Origin of the sequence: Vibrio wakamikoensis, assembly GCF_050337275.1 — a bacterium.
GTDB lineage: Bacteria > Pseudomonadota > Gammaproteobacteria > Enterobacterales > Vibrionaceae > Vibrio > Vibrio chaetopteri.
Genome location: NZ_JAKJST010000016.1, coordinates 15,046 through 31,729 on the forward strand (window position 1 = coordinate 15,046; position 16,684 = coordinate 31,729).

General features: G+C 48.4%; 14 protein-coding genes. 7 read left to right on the top strand and 7 right to left on the bottom strand.

Features of this window, described 5'->3' with window-relative positions; genetic code table 11:
* Nucleotides 1–224 precede the first annotated feature (224 nt).
* From L4C42_RS07280 to L4C42_RS07305, 6 genes are all read left to right on the top strand, one after another.
* On the top strand, nucleotides 225–2,891 hold the full coding sequence (locus L4C42_RS07280; protein ID WP_429759937.1) for an ExeM/NucH family extracellular endonuclease: 2,667 nt from the start codon (nucleotides 225–227) through the stop codon (nucleotides 2,889–2,891).
* A 127-nt stretch (nucleotides 2,892–3,018) separates the two neighbouring features.
* A complete protein-coding gene (locus L4C42_RS07285; RefSeq protein ID WP_429759939.1) occupies nucleotides 3,019–3,600 on the top strand; it encodes an aminodeoxychorismate/anthranilate synthase component II in 582 nt (193 codons plus the stop codon).
* 381 nt (nucleotides 3,601–3,981) lie between these two features.
* Nucleotides 3,982–5,193 (top strand): aspartate aminotransferase family protein, encoded by a 1,212-nt coding sequence (locus L4C42_RS07290; protein ID WP_353497725.1) that lies wholly within the window; start codon nucleotides 3,982–3,984, stop codon nucleotides 5,191–5,193.
* 81 nt (nucleotides 5,194–5,274) lie between these two features.
* The gene (gene astA / locus L4C42_RS07295; RefSeq protein WP_353497726.1) at nucleotides 5,275–6,294 is read left to right on the top strand and encodes an arginine N-succinyltransferase; all 1,020 of its coding nucleotides are present in this window, start codon (nucleotides 5,275–5,277) and stop codon (nucleotides 6,292–6,294) included.
* Between the two features lie 77 nt (nucleotides 6,295–6,371).
* The gene (astD, locus tag L4C42_RS07300) at nucleotides 6,372–7,838 is read left to right on the top strand and encodes a succinylglutamate-semialdehyde dehydrogenase (RefSeq protein WP_418641925.1); all 1,467 of its coding nucleotides are present in this window, start codon (nucleotides 6,372–6,374) and stop codon (nucleotides 7,836–7,838) included.
* A 10-nt stretch (nucleotides 7,839–7,848) separates the two neighbouring features.
* Entirely contained in the window at nucleotides 7,849–8,640 is a 792-nt protein-coding gene (locus L4C42_RS07305) for a DUF1338 domain-containing protein (protein WP_429759942.1), read from the top strand.
* A 267-nt stretch (nucleotides 8,641–8,907) separates the two neighbouring features.
* On the opposite strand, the gene crp is transcribed toward L4C42_RS07305, so the two are convergent.
* The 5 genes from crp to L4C42_RS07330 all read right to left on the bottom strand — a co-directional run bounded on the left by crp (nucleotide 8,908) and on the right by L4C42_RS07330 (nucleotide 13,429).
* Complete coding sequence (gene crp, locus L4C42_RS07310; protein WP_004410522.1) at nucleotides 8,908–9,540, bottom strand: cAMP-activated global transcriptional regulator CRP; 633 nt, start codon at nucleotides 9,538–9,540, stop codon at nucleotides 8,908–8,910.
* A 243-nt stretch (nucleotides 9,541–9,783) separates the two neighbouring features.
* Entirely contained in the window at nucleotides 9,784–10,653 is an 870-nt protein-coding gene (locus L4C42_RS07315; protein WP_353497729.1) for a phosphoribulokinase, read from the bottom strand.
* Between the two features lie 127 nt (nucleotides 10,654–10,780).
* Nucleotides 10,781–10,993: a YheU family protein gene (locus tag L4C42_RS07320; protein WP_353497730.1), complete on the bottom strand. Its 213-nt coding sequence runs from the start codon at nucleotides 10,991–10,993 to the stop codon at nucleotides 10,781–10,783.
* A gap of 73 nt (nucleotides 10,994–11,066) precedes the next feature.
* The gene (locus tag L4C42_RS07325; protein WP_353497731.1) at nucleotides 11,067–12,044 is read right to left on the bottom strand and encodes a hydrolase; all 978 of its coding nucleotides are present in this window, start codon (nucleotides 12,042–12,044) and stop codon (nucleotides 11,067–11,069) included.
* Nucleotides 12,041–13,429: an aminotransferase-like domain-containing protein gene (locus tag L4C42_RS07330; RefSeq protein ID WP_353497732.1), complete on the bottom strand. Its 1,389-nt coding sequence runs from the start codon at nucleotides 13,427–13,429 to the stop codon at nucleotides 12,041–12,043. The genes L4C42_RS07325 and L4C42_RS07330 overlap by 4 nt, the downstream gene beginning before the upstream one ends.
* A gap of 128 nt (nucleotides 13,430–13,557) precedes the next feature.
* Between L4C42_RS07330 and L4C42_RS07335 the strand changes: the two genes are divergently transcribed.
* A complete protein-coding gene (locus L4C42_RS07335; protein ID WP_353497733.1) occupies nucleotides 13,558–14,154 on the top strand; it encodes a LysE family translocator in 597 nt (198 codons plus the stop codon).
* Here L4C42_RS07335 and L4C42_RS07340 read toward each other — a convergent pair.
* Both L4C42_RS07340 and L4C42_RS07345 read right to left on the bottom strand, forming a co-directional pair.
* Complete coding sequence (locus tag L4C42_RS07340; protein WP_353497734.1) at nucleotides 14,144–14,623, bottom strand: TIGR02444 family protein; 480 nt, start codon at nucleotides 14,621–14,623, stop codon at nucleotides 14,144–14,146. The genes L4C42_RS07335 and L4C42_RS07340 overlap by 11 nt on opposite strands.
* Nucleotides 14,620–16,542, bottom strand: a complete 1,923-nt coding sequence (locus L4C42_RS07345; protein WP_353497735.1) for an ABC transporter ATP-binding protein — start codon at nucleotides 16,540–16,542, stop codon at nucleotides 14,620–14,622. The genes L4C42_RS07340 and L4C42_RS07345 overlap by 4 nt, the downstream gene beginning before the upstream one ends.
* Between the last annotated feature and the right edge of the window lie 142 nt (nucleotides 16,543–16,684).

A 16,684-nucleotide genomic window follows, 5' to 3' on the forward strand; every position in this document is an offset into this window, starting at 1 on the left:
ACGGGTGGTTTTTTTGTTTCTGCAATAAGTGCATGATTTGTAAACGATTGCATGACCGGAACCAGTTCTGTTGAAAGTTGGTGTTGTGCTACAAATTCCTATGTAGCACTGTGATAAATCGCTCAAAACACCCTGATGTGTCTTATTTGTTTCATGAATTAACGTGATAGTTGTCCTGAATTTAGCTTCATTAGATAACAATAACGAGATATTCAGGTGGATGTATGACAACGAACAACCGACGCTCCTTGCTTGCAGTGATGATAGGATCGCTGCTGGCGGCAAATGCGAATGCCGAGCTGATCATTTCCCAGTATGTTGAAGGTGGTGGTTTTAATAAAGCGATAGAGATAGCCAATACCGGCGATACGCCGCTGGCGCTTGATGGTTATCAGTTAGCACGATCAGCCAATGGTGATGGCATTTGGGGCAGCACACTGTCTTTGGATGGTAAAACTCTCGCGGCGAAACAGGTCATGGTGTTTGCGAATTCTAGCGCAAGCGATGCAATCAAAGCCGTGAGTGATGAAGTGGAAAACAATGTCACGAGCTTTAATGGTGATGACCCCATCGCTATCTTGAAATCGGACGGCAGTGTTCATGATGTGCTTGGTATCATGGGTGATGTAGATTTTGGTAAGGACGTGACCTTAGTAAGAACCTCTTCTGCCAGCGAGGCAAGTGCGACGTTTAATGCTTCGGATTGGGTAACGTTAGATAAGGACGTGATTGATGGTTTAGGTGACTACGATCTGCAAGCAGCGCCCGAGGTATTCACGTGTACAGATTCTGGTGCTACGCCAAGCTTCACCACCATTAGCCAAATTCAGGGCAGTGGTGATAGCTCTCCATTTATTGATGGCTACCCGTATATCACCGATGAGGACTTCTTCGTTAACGGCGTGGTTTCTGCTGTTACCTCTGGCCTAACCAAGGGTTTTTACCTGCAAGATGTCACCCCAGATAACGACGTTGCGACATCCGATGGTTTGTTTGTTCACACTGGCGGTTTGGTCGCTGATCTAGTGCCTGGCGATGTGGTGTGCGTGAAAGGTAAAGTAAAAGAGTATTACTCTCATACCCAGCTTGTGTCAGACATGAACAGCTATCTCAAGCAGAGCTCTGGCACTGCCCCTGCGGCGACGCCACTGGAACCGCTTGAAGGCGAAAACCTTAAGCAAGCACTTGAGCGTCATGAAGGCATGTTGATTGAGCTCACCGATCAAAGTGCGCTGCATATTACGCGTAACTTCTCGTATGATTACGATGCGCGCCGCAATAACATGTTGCTTTCCTACCAAGCTCCGTTGTACAAGCCGACACAGTTACATCCAGCTGAGAGTAGTGAGTCGATAGCACTTGCCGAGCATAATGCCAATCACCGTGTGTTTGTTGAATCTGATCAAAAAGCGCCAAACGGTCAGATCCCTTATTACCCAGATTTTGCCACTGACCCGGATCAAAATGGCAGTTCTGAAAATCACCTACGTTTAGGCTCACGAGTGGAAGGCATGCAAGCCGTCGTTACCTATAGCTACAATGAGTATCGCTTGATTGTCACCAACGAGCTCGATAAGAGTAATTTTGTCGCGATAGGTGAGGGCTTCAATGTCGAGCGTAAAGCTGCCCCTAGCGTTGTGGATGCCGATCTGCACGTAGCAAGCTTTAATGTGCTCAACTACTTCAACTCGGTCGCAGACAGTGGCGATCCTAATGCCCTTGGTCAAAATCGCGGTGCAGAGAGTTTTGCCGAGTTTGAGATCCAACGTGCGAAAATCGTTGCGGCAATGAAAGCGATGAACGCAGACATCATCGGCCTAATGGAAATTGAAAATAATGGGTTTGGTGAAGGCAGCGCGCTGAACAACTTGGTTACCGCGCTTAATGCAGAATTTGATAATACCGATGACCACTACGCCTATGTTGAGATAGAGGCTACGGACAAACATCAAGATGCGTATCTAGGCAGTGATGCCATCATGGTGGCGATGATCTACAAGCCTAGCAAGGTGGAAGTGAATCAAAGCGCTCAAGTAATACCAATGCCTGAGCAGCACATTGAAGCTGGCTTAATCAGCCGTGAGAAAGATGACACCACCAACCCAAGCTACGATAAGTATCAGCGCCACAGTTTGCTGCAGACGTTTGATGTGAAAGGCAGTGACGAGTCCATCACCATCGTCGTCAATCACTTCAAGTCTAAAGGCTCTGAGTGTATTGAAGAGTGGATTGCCGGTGTTGAAGATAGTGAACCAAGCGATTTGCAAGGCAACTGTAATAACTTCCGCGTATCGGCAGCGAAAGTGCTAGGGGATGCCATCGACCAGGTATCTGGCGATATCCTGGTGATGGGGGATATGAATGCTTATGGCATGGAAGATCCAATTCTCGTTCTGACCGACTACGATCCTGCGCAGCACAAGCGTGAAATTAAGACCGCCTCTTACACCACGCTTGGCCTAAATGATGATGGCACTAACAAGGTTTACCAGCAGCAAGGTACCATTATTAATCAAGGGTATGGGCTCGTGAATCTCAATACCAGACTGCATGGGGCTGAGACGTTCTCATACAACTATGGTGGCGAGCTTGGCAACCTAGACCACGCGCTGGCGAATCAAAGCTTGGCGCAGAAAGTGGTGGCGATTGAAGACTGGCACATTAACTCGCTGGAGAGTAATTTGTTTGAGTACAGCAGCAAGTACACTGGAGATATGGCGAAGTACCAAGATGCGTATTCAGCATCGGATCACGACCCTATCTTGATTGCTATTGATTATTCTCAAGAGGAAGAGAAAAAGGATGGCGCTGGTTCAACTGGCCTAGCTTCTCTACTCGCGCTGTTCGGTTTTGGTGTTTATCGTCGTCAACGACGTCATGTAAAACGTTAACGCTTGTAGACTTGTAAGGCCAGCGTAAGCTGGCCTTAATTTCAATAAACCATAATTCTGCGCTTGCCTTTCATCGCAGGTATTGCACAATACCGCCTCTTGGTGCGCAACCCTTTAAAGTCTGACTATGCTACTCATCATCGACAACTACGATTCCTTCACCTTTAACCTGTTTCAGTATTTTTCTGAATTGGGCACAGAGGTCAAAGTCGTGCGTAACGATGAGATTGATATTGCCGGTATCGAGGTTTTAAACCCTTCCCACTTGGTTATTTCCCCTGGTCCTTGTACACCCAATGAGGCAGGGATCTCGCTTGATGTGATCAAACACTTTGCTGGCAAATTGCCACTGCTTGGTGTCTGCTTAGGTCATCAGGCGATAGCACAGGTGTTTGGTGGCGAAGTCGTGCGTGCAAGGCAGGTGATGCATGGTAAGACGTCACCGATTCGGCATACCAACCAGAGTGTGTTCACTGGACTTAATAATCCTCTTACTGTGACGCGCTATCACTCGCTTATTGTGGCTCGCGACAGTCTACCTGACTGCTTTGAAGTAACCGCCTGGACCGAGCTTGAGAATGGCGAGTTTGACGAAATCATGGGGTATCGTCATAAGATCCTCAACATTCACGCTGTTCAATTCCACCCAGAATCTATCAAAACTGAGCAAGGGCATGAGCTTTTGCGTAACTTCCTGTTGCAGAAATAGTCGATCTAGATCACTCTTTTTTGTTTTCTTATCCCTAATAAGTTTAGCTTATGGATTTGCAAATTTATTCGCTTTTACTGATGTAAAGCGAGTGAACACCTTACCTGAGCAGTTTCTTCGCCCCTTCGTCAAAAAACACTTCATTCAAATTCATTTATGATGCATAAATACTCATAAGGCGATATTGAATCCGGCGCAAAGTGCGCTTAAAAAGGTTTTTTCACTATTGCTATGGTTAAATAAATGTAAATACAATGCTGCATCTGTGGAAAGTCGATAGAAAATGTTCTGTCGACAATGGAAAGAGAAGGTTCCCCTAAAACCGTCTCGTTAAAGGCCAGTCTCTTTTCGTCCACACGCAGTAATAAGAAGGAATGTGTTATGACAACGGAAAAAGCGGTAACTCGTGAGTGGTTCGATGAGGTAATGGTGCCTTGCTATAACCCTATGGAGATGATTCCAGTTAAGGGTGAGGGTGCACGTGTTTGGGATCAGCAAGGTAACGAGTATATCGACTTTGCTGGTGGTATCGCGGTGAGCTGTTTAGGCCATTGCCACCCTGCGATGGTGAATGCGGTTACAGAGCAAGCCAACAAAATTTGGCACTTAAGTAATGTAATGACCAATGAGCCTGCACTGCGCCTTGCGAAAAAACTGACTGAAGTGAGCTTTGCTGAGCGCGTGTTCTTTGCCAACTCGGGTGCAGAAGCGAACGAAGCAGCGCTTAAGCTTGCGCGTCGCTGGGCAGCGGATGTACATGGCACTGAAAAGTCAGAAATCATCGCGTTTAACCAAGGCTTCCACGGCCGTACTTTCTTTACCGTGACAGTGGGTGGTCAAGCGGCCTACTCCGATGGTTTTGGTCCTAAGCCAGGTGACGTGACACACATTCCTTATAACGATATCGCGGCGCTCGAAGCGCAAATGTCTGAGAAAACCTGTGCGGTGATGATGGAGCCACTACAAGGTGAGGGCGGTATCGTTTCTCCGCAACCTGAATTCGTTCAAGCCGTTCGTGAGCTTTGTGATAAGTACAATGCGCTACTTATCTTTGATGAAGTACAAACAGGTAACGGCCGTACCGGTAACTTTTACGCTTACCAAGGTCTTGGTATCACGCCTGATATTCTGAGCACGGCTAAATCTCTGGGCGGCGGCTTCCCTATCGGAGCCATGCTAACCACAGAAAAACTGGCCGCTCACATGAAGGTGGGAACCCATGGTTCAACCTATGGCGGTAACCCGCTCGCGTGTGCGGTAGCAGAGGCGGTTGTTGATGTAGTTTCTCGCAAGGACGTACTAGAAGGCGTTGCTGAGCGTGAGGCTTGGTTCCGTGAAGGTCTTGAGAAAATCAACGCGAAATATGACCTATTTAGTGAAATTCGTGGCAAAGGCTTGCTACTTGGCGCTGCGCTTAACGAAGAGTGGCAAGGCCGAGCTCGTGACGTATTAGTTGCTGCAGGCCAACAAGGTTTGATGGTGCTGGTTGCCGGTGCCAACGTGGTGCGCTTCACACCATCACTGGTTATCACTCAACAAGAAGTTGAAGAAGGATTAGCTAAACTAGACAAAGCCATTGGTACGCTAGTTTAAGCAGACAGCCGATAAGTCGGCTTTTAGATACTCTCTCGGATTTGGATGTTCCGAGAGAGTTCGCGTCAGGAGGGATTATTGATGCTTGTTGTTCGTCCTATCACTATGTCTGACTACGATGCGCTACATACTTGCGCGGTAGAATCAGGCCACGGTTTCACTTCTCTTCCCGTTAATGAAGAGCTTCTGACAAACCGAATTACCCACTCTGAATACAGCTTTGCTAAACATGATGTCACGGCGCCTACCGACGAAGGTTATTTGATGGTTGGCTTTGACACCGAAACCGGCGAAGTCGCAGGGACAACGGGTATTGAAGGTGCGATTGGTTGGGATGTTCCTTTCTACTCTTATCACATAAGTACCGTGGTGCACTCATCGCCAAAGCTGAACGTCAACAACGTGGTGAAGCTTTTGACCTTTGGCAACAATTACACTGGCTGTAGTGAAATCTGTACCTTGTTCTTGCGTCCGGAGTTTCGAGGTGGTCTGAATGGACGCCTAATGTCGAAATGTCGCTTCTTGATGATGGCAGAGCACCCAGAGCGCTTTTCTAAAACCATCTTTGCAGAAATGCGCGGCGTGTCGGATGCAGAAGGTAACTCACCGTTTTGGCAGTGGTTACAAGAGCACTTCTTCTCGATCGATTTCACGATGGCAGATTATCTAACAGGTATAGGTAAAAAAGGCTTTATTGCCGACCTAATGCCAAAGCTACCTATTTACATCAATCTGCTGAGTAAAGAAGCGCAAGCGGTTATCGGTCAAGTGCATGAAAATACGCGTCCTGCATTAAAACTACTTGAGAAAGAAGGTTTTACTTGTCGGAACTATGTCGACATCTTCGATGCAGGTCCAACGGTTGAATGCGATCTTCGTAATATCCAAGCGGTACGAGATTCATTTCGCGCTAAGGTGTCGGTCTCTGAGCACACCAGTTCACAGGACTACCTGATTGCTAATACTTCTTTTGAGCACTTCCGTGCGACGGCGGCTAAAGCGGCGTTTGACGCCGAGTCTGGCACCGTATTGTTGTCTCCTGAGGCGGCGGATGCACTGAATGTTGCTGATGGCGACATGGTTCGTATGCTGGCTCAATAAGCGACGTTACTCGCCTCCACAAGCAATAAGATGGCCGCTCACAGCGGCCACATTTAAAAGACCAAAGGAACTTCACTATGTCTCAACAAACTCAATGGATCTCGGGCAACTGGGTAGCGGGTCTCGGTTACGCGTTTCAGTCACTGTCACCATACGACAATAATATTATCTGGGAAGGTCAATCCGCGACGCCAGAGCAAGTAGATCAGGCAGTATCTTCCGCTCGCAAGGCGTTTGTTGAGTGGAAAAAAAGACCGTTTGCGGAACGTGAGGCTATTGTGCTGGCGTTTGCCGACAAGGTTAAAGAACGTAGTGAAGAGATTGCTATTGCGATTGCCAAAGAAACGGGCAAGCCGTTATGGGAAACCCGCACTGAAGCCGGCGCGATGGCCGGTAAAATTGCCATTTCGATACGTGCTTACCATCAACGCACTGGTGAGAACCAACGCGAAGCAGCTGGAAACCAAATCGTCCTCCGTCACAGGCCACTTGGTGTTATGGCAGTGTTTGGTCCTTATAACTTTCCGGGACACTTGCCAAATGGCCATATCGTGCCAGCGCTGTTGGCAGGGAACACAGTGGTCTTTAAACCCTCAGAGCAAACTCCACTAGTCGGCGAACTTGCAATGAAAATCTGGGAGGAAGTGGGACTGCCTGCCGGTGTTATTAACCTTGTTCAAGGTGGTAAAGAGACGGGTATCGCTCTTGCTGATTCGAAAGGCATTGATGGCGTGCTGTTTACTGGTAGCGCCAACACAGGGCATATCCTGCATCGTCAATTTGCTGGTCAGCCTGGCAAGATGCTGGCGCTCGAGATGGGCGGTAACAATCCGCTTGTCGTCAGTGAAGCGTTTGGTGATGTTGATGCGGCGGTGTACACCATTTTGCAATCGGCCTACATCAGTGCTGGACAGCGTTGTACCTGCGCACGACGCCTTTATGTGCCATTTGGTGAAAAAGGTGATCAACTAGTAGAAAGCCTAGTGTCTGCTATTAATAAGATCCGTATCGATGAGCCGTTTGCACAGCCTGCGCCATTTATGGGCCCGCAGATCTCAGAGCAGGCCGCTGACCATATTATTGCAGCGCAAGCTGAGTTGGTGAAGCTAGGCGGTAAGAGCCTAGTAGAAGCAAAACGCTTGAAAGCCGCCTTCGTGACGCCAGCACTGTTAGATGCCACTGATATCGATGAGCTTCCTGATGAAGAGTACTTTGGGCCGCTGCTACAACTGGTGCGCTACGAAACTCTTGAACAAGCGGTAGAGCTGGCCAACGATACCCGATTTGGTTTGTCGGCAGGGCTTATCTCAGAGCGTGATGAGGAGTGGCAATATTTCACAGACCACATTCGAGCAGGCATTGTAAACCGCAACCGTCAGCTTACAGGAGCCAGTGGTGATGCGCCGTTTGGCGGTCCGGGCGCGTCTGGCAACCTTCGTCCAAGTGCGTTTTATGCAGCAGATTACTGCGCTTACCCTATGGCATCAATGGAGGGCGATAACACCGTTCTTCCTGCGACTTTAAGCCCTGGCATCGAACTATAAGGAGCGTGCTATGACCGTTGACGCGCTATTTGGCCACTTGTGGCAAGACTATATCACTCGCCTGTGCCCATCGGCACATAAGGTGCACGACTTGCTTAGAGAAGATGAGTCGCTTATCAATGACCATATTGCGCTGCGAACCTTTAATGTCGCGCCACTGGGTATCGACACACTAGCTAAGCCGTTTCTAGATCTTGGTTACGAGGTCAGTGGCCATTACGACTTTGAAGCCAAAAAGCTGACTGCGATACACCTAGAACATAGCAATACTTTGCTTCCTAAGGTGTTTATCAGCGAGTTGCGAGTAGAAGAGTGCTCTCAATCGCTTCAAGATACCGTGGCTAAGTTAGTGGCACAGGTGGACAGCGCCAAGCTTTCCTCTGCTGAGTTCTTATATGGTGGCCGTTTGTGGGACTTAAGCTATCAAGACTTCCAAATGTTGGCACAAGAAAGTGAGTATGCCTCATGGCTTGCTGCTCACGGTTATGGCGCCAATCACTTCACGGTGAGCGTGAATCAGCTTGACTGCTTTGCCGAAGTAGTTGAGGTCAATCAGCACCTTCGTGATGCTGGGTTTGCGATTAATGAATCGGGCGGGGAAGTGAAAGGCTCACCAGAGGTGCTGCTAGAGCAATCCTCGACCATGGCAGACAAAGTGTCTGTGGCATTTACTGATGGTGATCAGTTGATTCCAGGTGGCTTCTATGAGTTTGCTAAACGTTACCAGCTAGCCGATGGCAGTTACTACCAAGGCTTTGTCGCGGCATCTGCGGACAAAATCTTTGAGAGTACGCATCAGTAACGATAAACCCTACAGCGCCGTCATTGCACTGGCCGGGCCTCTACGCAGAGATGACGGAGGAACAACAGCTCACGTCATTCCTGCGTAGGGGTGACGACTATTTGGGGTTAGGGTGATATCTCAAGGCTCGTCATTCTTGCGTAGGCAGGAATCTACTTGAGGCTTGGGACGCGCTTAAAGAAGACCCCTGCCTGCGCAGGGGTGACGATAAATTTGAAACAAAAAAAAGCCACCCGAGGGTGGCTTTTTAAATCTTGTTACGTGCTCTTAGCGAGTACCGTAAACCACGATTGTCTTACCGTGGGCAGAAATTAGGTTCTGCTCTTCTAGCATCTTAAGAATACGACCTACTGTTTCGCGAGAACAACCAACGATTTGGCCAATCTCTTGACGAGTGATCTTGATTTGCATGCCGTCTGGATGAGTCATTGCATCAGGTTGTTTCGCTAGGTTAAGTAGCGTCTGTGCAATACGACCCGTTACGTCTAGGAATGCTAGGTCACCTACTTTTTGGCTAGTCACTTGTAGACGACTTGCCATCTGAGCAGATAAGCGCATTAGAATGTCTGGGTTAACTTGGATAAGCTGACGGAACTTCTTGAATGAGATTTCCGCAACTTCACAAGGTGATTTTGCTCGTACCCATGCCGTACGTTCTTGGTCCTCTTCGAACAAGCCAAGTTCACCGATGAAGTCACCTTGGTTTAGGTAAGACAAGATCATCTCTTTGCCTTCTTCATCTTTAATCAGTACCGCTACAGAGCCTTTGACGATGTAGTAAAGCGTTTCTGCTTTCTCGCCCGCATGAATAAGCGTGCTCTTTGATGGGTACTTGTGAATGTGGCAGTGTGAAAGGAACCACTCTAACGTTGGGTCGGTTTGAGGTTTACCTAGAACCATATATCTTACTTCCTCTGCAGGGTATGCTTGCTGCTTTCCATATTTGTTAGCAAGCCCGTTGGTTAAGACCTACTAGCATAAAAGCACTTTGAAGATGGCGCAAGCGATCTTCTATTTCCTAGAAATAGTATCCTTTTTTGCGCCGCTTTTCTTGATTTTAATCGTGTCAAAAGCGTATTTATCTATACAAAACTGTGCACATGATCACGATACAAAAAAACAGGCTGATTTGGCTCACATTTCCTAACCTATTTTTCCCGTTTCTATAAGTTGCTGAAGTATTGGTCTGACGATTAGCTCCATCGCAAAACTCATCTTACCGCCCGGCACTACGATGGTGTTGTGACGTGACATGAACGAACCATCAATCATCGCTAGTAAGTACGGGAAGTCGACATTCTTGATACCACGTAAGCGAATCACCACAAAACTCTCATCCAAACTCGGAATGCCTTTCGCATTGAGCGGGTTTGAAGTGTCCACGGTTGGGACGCGCTGGAAGTTAATGTGTGTGCGTGAAAATTGCGGTGTAATGTAGCTTAAGTAGTCGTCCATCGAGCGAACAATTGAGTCAGTAACCGCTTCTCGAGAGTGACCACGATCGCGGGTGTCTCGTACGAATTTTTGGATCCACTCGAGGTTAACGATAGGCACCATGCCGATAAGCAGGTCAACGTGCTGCGCAGCATTGACATCGCCATCTACAACGCCGCCGTGTAGGCCTTCATAAAACAGCACATCGCTATTCTCTGGCAGGTCTTGCCATGGAGTGAAGGTGCCTGGCATTTGATTATAAGGCACGGCCTCATCGAAGGTGTGTAGGTAGCGGCGGAACTGGCCAGTACCATTTTGCCCATAGTTGCGAAAAAACTCTTCAAGCGCAGGGAAGTCGTTCGCTTGGGGGCCAAAGTAGCTGATGTGTTTACCTTGATCTTTGGCTTTGCGGATCTCGATGTCCATCTCTGGGCGAGTAAAACGGTGAAAGCTATCACCTTCAATAAATGCAGGCTTGACGCTCATCATGTTGAACATCTTGCGAAATGCTTCTGACGTTGTGGTGGTTCCAGCTCCAGAGGAGCCCGTTACAGCAATGATCGGGTGTTTTGCTGACATGACACTTCCTGTGTATTTGTAATTGTCGTTATAAATTTGCTAACTCACATAAGGAGTTAGACCTTGTAGGCCAATTTCAGTTCAATAGCCTTTCAATATAGCAGCTACTTGCGCAGCTACCGAAAAATTACAGCGAGCGACGCGATTTAATGTCGACGGTTTCGTGCAGTTCAGAGAAAACGATGACGGCCTCACCGCTTTCGAGCTGGCTACGAACATGGCGAACTTTATCATCTAGCGATATTTCCGACTCACCATAGTCGGTGCCTTCGCGCAGCACGAACTCTTTAATAAGGTTATCTAGCGTGTCTGCGTCAATCTGTTGCCATGGGATGATCATAAATACCTCTCAATTCTATGACCGCAGGATTATAGCACTGCTGATTCACAAAGGGATCTATCGCTGTTTTTGGCTAGTCAATAAAGTGTCGGTAGTAGCTTGGTAAGCTCTCTTCTAACCAAAAGCGCGGGCGTCGCAAACTACCCGTCATAAAGCCGACATGACCACCTCGATCAAGCAGTTGGTAATTGATATGGCTTGGAAGACTAAAAGTTGGAATGACCTCGTGTGTCATAAAGGGGTCATCCTTGGCATGAATAAACTGAGTCGGTACGGTGATTTCTCTTAGGCGAGGTAGCCCAGAGCAGCGCTGATAGTAGTCGTCGGCATTTTTAAATCCATGCAGCGGAGCAGTGATCAAATCATCGAACTCGTAAAGCTTTTTCATGTTCTTAATGCGCTCTTCGGTCAGTCCGAGGACTTCGCTTAGCAGATGAAGTTTGTTGAGCGCATTCTTTTTCATCGAACTGAGCAGGTAAGAGCGATAGACCTTAGAGAAGCCTTGTTCAATACGTCTAGCACACGCTGCCAAGTCGAGTGGCGCAGAGATGACGGTTGCGCCATCGAGCTTAGTATCATCGCCGTAGTGAGCGAGATAGTTGGTGAGCATATTGCCGCCAAGGGAAATGCCTACGGCAACCTTTCTACTATTTGGGTAACGATGATCCAAAAGCTCAATGAACTGTCTCGCATCACCAATCTCACCGGAATGATAAGCTCTGGCAAGTCGGTTCGGGTTTGGCCCACAGCCGCGAAAGTGCATCATGACCGACAGCCAGCCCTGCTTAGCAAATGCGTGCATTAGCCCGTTGGCATAAGGGCTGTGAAAGCAGCCTTCTAAGCCATGAAATAGAACAAACACAGGTTTGTTTTGGGCACTTTGTCTATGGGGGTCTTCACTCCACGCGAGCTCGACAAAGTCGCCATCTGGGGTATCCAGGGTTTCCCATATCGGCTCAAATAACGCTTTGCGTCGTACAAAGCGTGGGATCAGCGTCTGGACGTGTGGATTGGCTAGCCCTTTGGCGGCGATAAAGTGTTTGCTGCTCATAACGTAAATTCACTTACGGGATTGGATTGCAATAGTGCTTTTAGAGTATCTACGCCTAATTGTAGCTGCTCGATCGTTTGTGGCGAGCTCAGCGATAGACGTACCGCAGGCGCTACCGAGCCACCAGGAGGTGCAAACAGCTCGCCCGATTTGACGACAACCCCTTGCTCTGAGGCTCTACTAACAAACTCACTCAGCCGCCAGTGCTCAGGTAGGGTTAGCCAAACGTGAAAGCCGCCTTGTTGATAACGAAGGTCAAACTCGCCTAGCGTGTCTACCGCGATGGCAATACGCTTTTTCATTTCGCTGTGGATGATAGTGAGGTTTCGCTCTGCATCACCAGAGAGCAGCATTTCACAGGTTAGGGCAGTGAGTAGAGGGCTTATCATCCAGCTGTGGTTTTGCAGTGTCATCACCAGATGTTGATGAAGCTTTTCCGGGGCGCTCATATAGCCCACCCGTAGACCGGGTGCGAGACATTTCGAGAAAGCACCAATATGGATAACGCGCTCAGGCGCGAAGTTAACCATGGGAGCCGGGGCTTTTTCTATCAGCAGGCCGTTGATCTCATCTTCAATCACGTAGACATCATAAGACTCACAGATGCGCAAGATATCGCGGCGGCGCTCTTCAGACATAATGGCAGTGGTAGGGTTTTGCAGCGTTGGCGTTAAGTAGATAAATCGCGGCGAGTAGCGCTGGCAGCATACCTCCAACGATTCTGGCGTTATGCCAAATTCATCCATGTCCACGCCTTTGAGCGTCAATTGATTCTGACGTGCCAAACTAATCACACCCGGGTAGGTGTACTTTTCGACCAAGACGGTATCGCCCGCACGAGTGAAGGTGTCGAGTACCATCTGAATCGCATGCTGCGCGCCTGAACTAAATAGCATCCTATGTGCGGGAAGTTTGATGCCTTTATTATTGAGCCAATTGGCGACTATGGTTCGGTGAGCATCCAGTCCGGCGGGGGGGTGATAGAGCATCAATTGGTTGAGGTGCGAGTTCGAGCTTGAGATGCGCTGCATAGCTTGTTTTAGCATATCGCTTCTGTCGAGCAGAGGCGGAATATTATAACCAAAGTTCATTTCACCTTGCGCCACCGTGCTTTGCTCGAATACCCAGCTGGGTTTATTGGTATCAGAGACATAGGTGCCAGCACCGACTTTTGCTTCCACCAAGCCCCTTCGTTCTACTTCCGCATAGGCTCGGGTAATCGTTCCTACCGTGACACCGAGCTTATCTGCAAGCCAACGGTGAGTGGGTAGTTTACTGTTTGCTTTGAGAGCGCCATCTTCGATCATTGTGGCGATCTGATCAGCGATCTGTTTGTAGATCGGCGCTGGATCTTGCTTGAATACTGTAATCGTCTCGATTGTCATGGTGACAATAAACCCTTTGCGTCTGCTGTATGGCTTTGTTAGGGTTATTTTGTGCTCGAATTAACAATAAATCAACGTATTTATGGAAATTGTATCGATACAATTTTTATCATAGAGGGAGAAAAGGGATGGATTGGTCATTTTTGCTATCAGTGGCATTGTTTGCCGTGGTCATGACGGGGACACCGGGTCCTAACAATGTCATGTTAACTGCGTCGGGTGCTAACTTTGGCTATGTTAGATCGATCCCGCACTTTGTTGGGATTGGTCTCGGTCTGATCAGCTTGATCTTATTGAATGGCGCAGGTCTCGGCGTGATCTTCCAGACTTACCCGATGGTTCAGGAAGTTCTTAAATGGCTGGGTAGCGCGTATTTGCTGTATTTGGCTTGGCGAATTCTGACCGCAGGGATCAATAAGGGAGAATCTGATAGTAAAGCCAAACCTATGACCTGCTTTGAAGCCATGACATTTCAATACTTGAATCCAAAAGCTTGGGTGATGTCGGTAACCGCCGTGAGTTCATTTGCATTGAGCGGTGACTACTATTGGTGGTCGCTGGTGGGGATCTCGGTGATCTTTTTGCTTGTTCAGATACAAACGTCGTCGGTATGGGTGGGGTTTGGCACCTTTATCCGCCGCTGGCTGGCAACACCTACTGCATGGCGCCGCTTTAACTCCAGTATGGCGCTGCTTACTGCATCATGTGTGGTGTTTATTTGGTAGCGAGTTCGCTGACTGGCTTGGAGAAAATAAGCCCGAGGTGCTCAGCGCCAAGTTGGCGACAGTAGCCGAGTACAAGTGCCTCATCCTGTTTGGGGCTGAGCGTTAACGCATTAATGCAATCAACAAGGTCGGATTGCTGTTGCTTCTCAAGGCTGAGTTCAAACTCAAGTGCTTCACGATATAAACTATCAACCACACTGTGCTTGAGCTGACGGCGAATATCGCGAAATTGATGTAGCAGTTTTTCAGTGCGACCGAGGCAGGATTGGACGTGATGCCAATCCTCGGCGTTGAAGCGAAGTGCCTGTTCGTCTAGGCACTTCAGTAGCAACAGCAAATTGACGTTGCCGTGGTAGTGATTTTGCAGATTTAAGCACGCCTCTTTTACCTCTCGCACCCCGTAGTACTGCAGGCTGAACTGCCATAGGTGCTCTAGAGTGAGATTTGAAGATGCGTGCTCGCGGGTCATGATTGATTGAATTCCTGTTCCATCTGCTCAAGAACTTCTTGCTGCACCATCCAGTCCATTTCGACTTCTTCAAGTTCGGATTTGCTGGAGGCTTGTTTGGCAAGTACTTCATTAAGTTTAGCTTTATTTTCCGCATCATACAGAGAAGTATCAGACAATTGCTCCTCTGCCTCAGCGATGAGGGCGGATAACTTATCCATTTTTTCCTCAAGCTTTGTCAGTGTTTTGCGAATTGGCGCGGTTTGCTTACGAAACTCGGCGTCTTTGCGTTTTTGCTCTTTCTTAGCGGCTGCACTGTTATTTGAGGCTTTATCTGGCTCATTGGCTTGAGCCTCTTTACGCTCAATTTTTTGCTGCTCTGTCAGCCACTTATAGTAGTCAACGAGGTCGCCATTAAATGGCGCTACCTGACGATCGTGGACTAGGTATAGGTCATCGGTGGTCGCGCGCAGTAAGTAGCGATCGTGGCTGACGATGACCATGGCACCTTCAAAGGTTTGCAGAGCCAGTGTTAGTGCTTGGCGCATATCCAGATCAAGGTGGTTGGTCGGTTCATCGAGTAGTAATAGGTTTGGTTTTTCCCATACAACAAGCGCTAATACCAGTCTGGCTTTTTCACCACCGGAGAACGGCGCGACTTTTTCAAGCGCTTTGTCACCTTGGAAACCAAAGCTTCCCAAGTAATCACGAAGCTGCTGCTCGGTGTGCTGCGGCGCGATCTGCATCATATGTTGCAGCGGCGTCTCTTCTGGGTGCAGGGTTTCCAGTTGGTGCTGAGCAAAGTAACCAATTTTAACGCCTTGAGAGTAATTAAGATCGCCCTCTTTAGCGCCAAGCTCGCCTGACAGCAGTTTGATCAGCGTGGATTTACCTGCGCCATTACGACCTAAAAGACCAATTCGGCTACCTGGAACCAGGTTTAGACGGATCTTTTCAAGAATGATGTTGTCATCGTAACCCGCCGAAACCTCATCCATCATGATGATTGGATTTGGCAGTGCCGCAGGCTCTCTGAATTCGAAGCTAAATGGATTATCAAACTGAGCTGGCAGCACTTTTTCCATGCGTTCCAGCGCTTTGATACGGCTTTGCGCTTGGCGTGCTTTCGATGCTTTATAGCGGAAGCGGTCAATGTACTTCTGCATATGCGACATCTGCTTTTGCTGCTTCTGGTATTGAGCTTGTTGCAAGATGAGTTTTTGCGCGCGCTGTTCTTCAAACGAGGAGTAGTTGCCCGTGTACTCGTTTAGCAGTTGATTCTCGATATGGATAATGCGGCCAACGATTGGATCGAGAAAATCTCGGTCGTGCGAGATCAAGACAAGTGTACCTGGGTAGCTTTGTAGCCAGCGTTCAAGCCACATTACGGCATCTAAGTCCAAGTGGTTGGTTGGTTCGTCGAGCAGCAGTAGATCTGAGCGGCACAATAGCGCCTGCGCTAGGTTAAGGCGCATACGCCAACCACCCGAGAATTGAGTCAGATTCCAGGTCATCTGCTCTTGGCTAAAACCCAGACCGTCGAGAAGCTCTGCGGCGCGAGCACGGATGCTGTAACCGCCAATGACTTCGATTTTGCCATGCAGTTCAGCAACCAGAGTACCGTTGTCTTGTTGCTCTGCGTCAACAAGCTTTTGTTCAAGTGCGCGATACTCTCGATCGCCATCAATCACGTATTCAATAGCGGTGCGCTCTAGTGCTGGGGTTTCCTGTGCGACCCAAGCGAGCTCCCAATGGGATGGCTGACTAAATGAGCCTGCATCAATGGAGAGTTCGTCTTTGAGCAGCGCAAACAGGGTGGATTTACCACAACCGTTTTTGCCGACTAGACCCACTTTGTCACCAGGGTGAATGGTGGCAGAGGCTTGGTCGAGCAGTGGTTTACCGCCGCGAAGCAATTGAATATCAGAGAAGGTGATCATAAGGAAACAACTAGCTAGTGATTGAAATTTCGACCCACGAATACTATGAGGAAAGCAGCGAAATGTCGATCATTATCCCTTGGGAGAAGGCATAAATAGCAAGGCAATCAGGGGCAAACTAACCTGCACGAACGATGAAGTT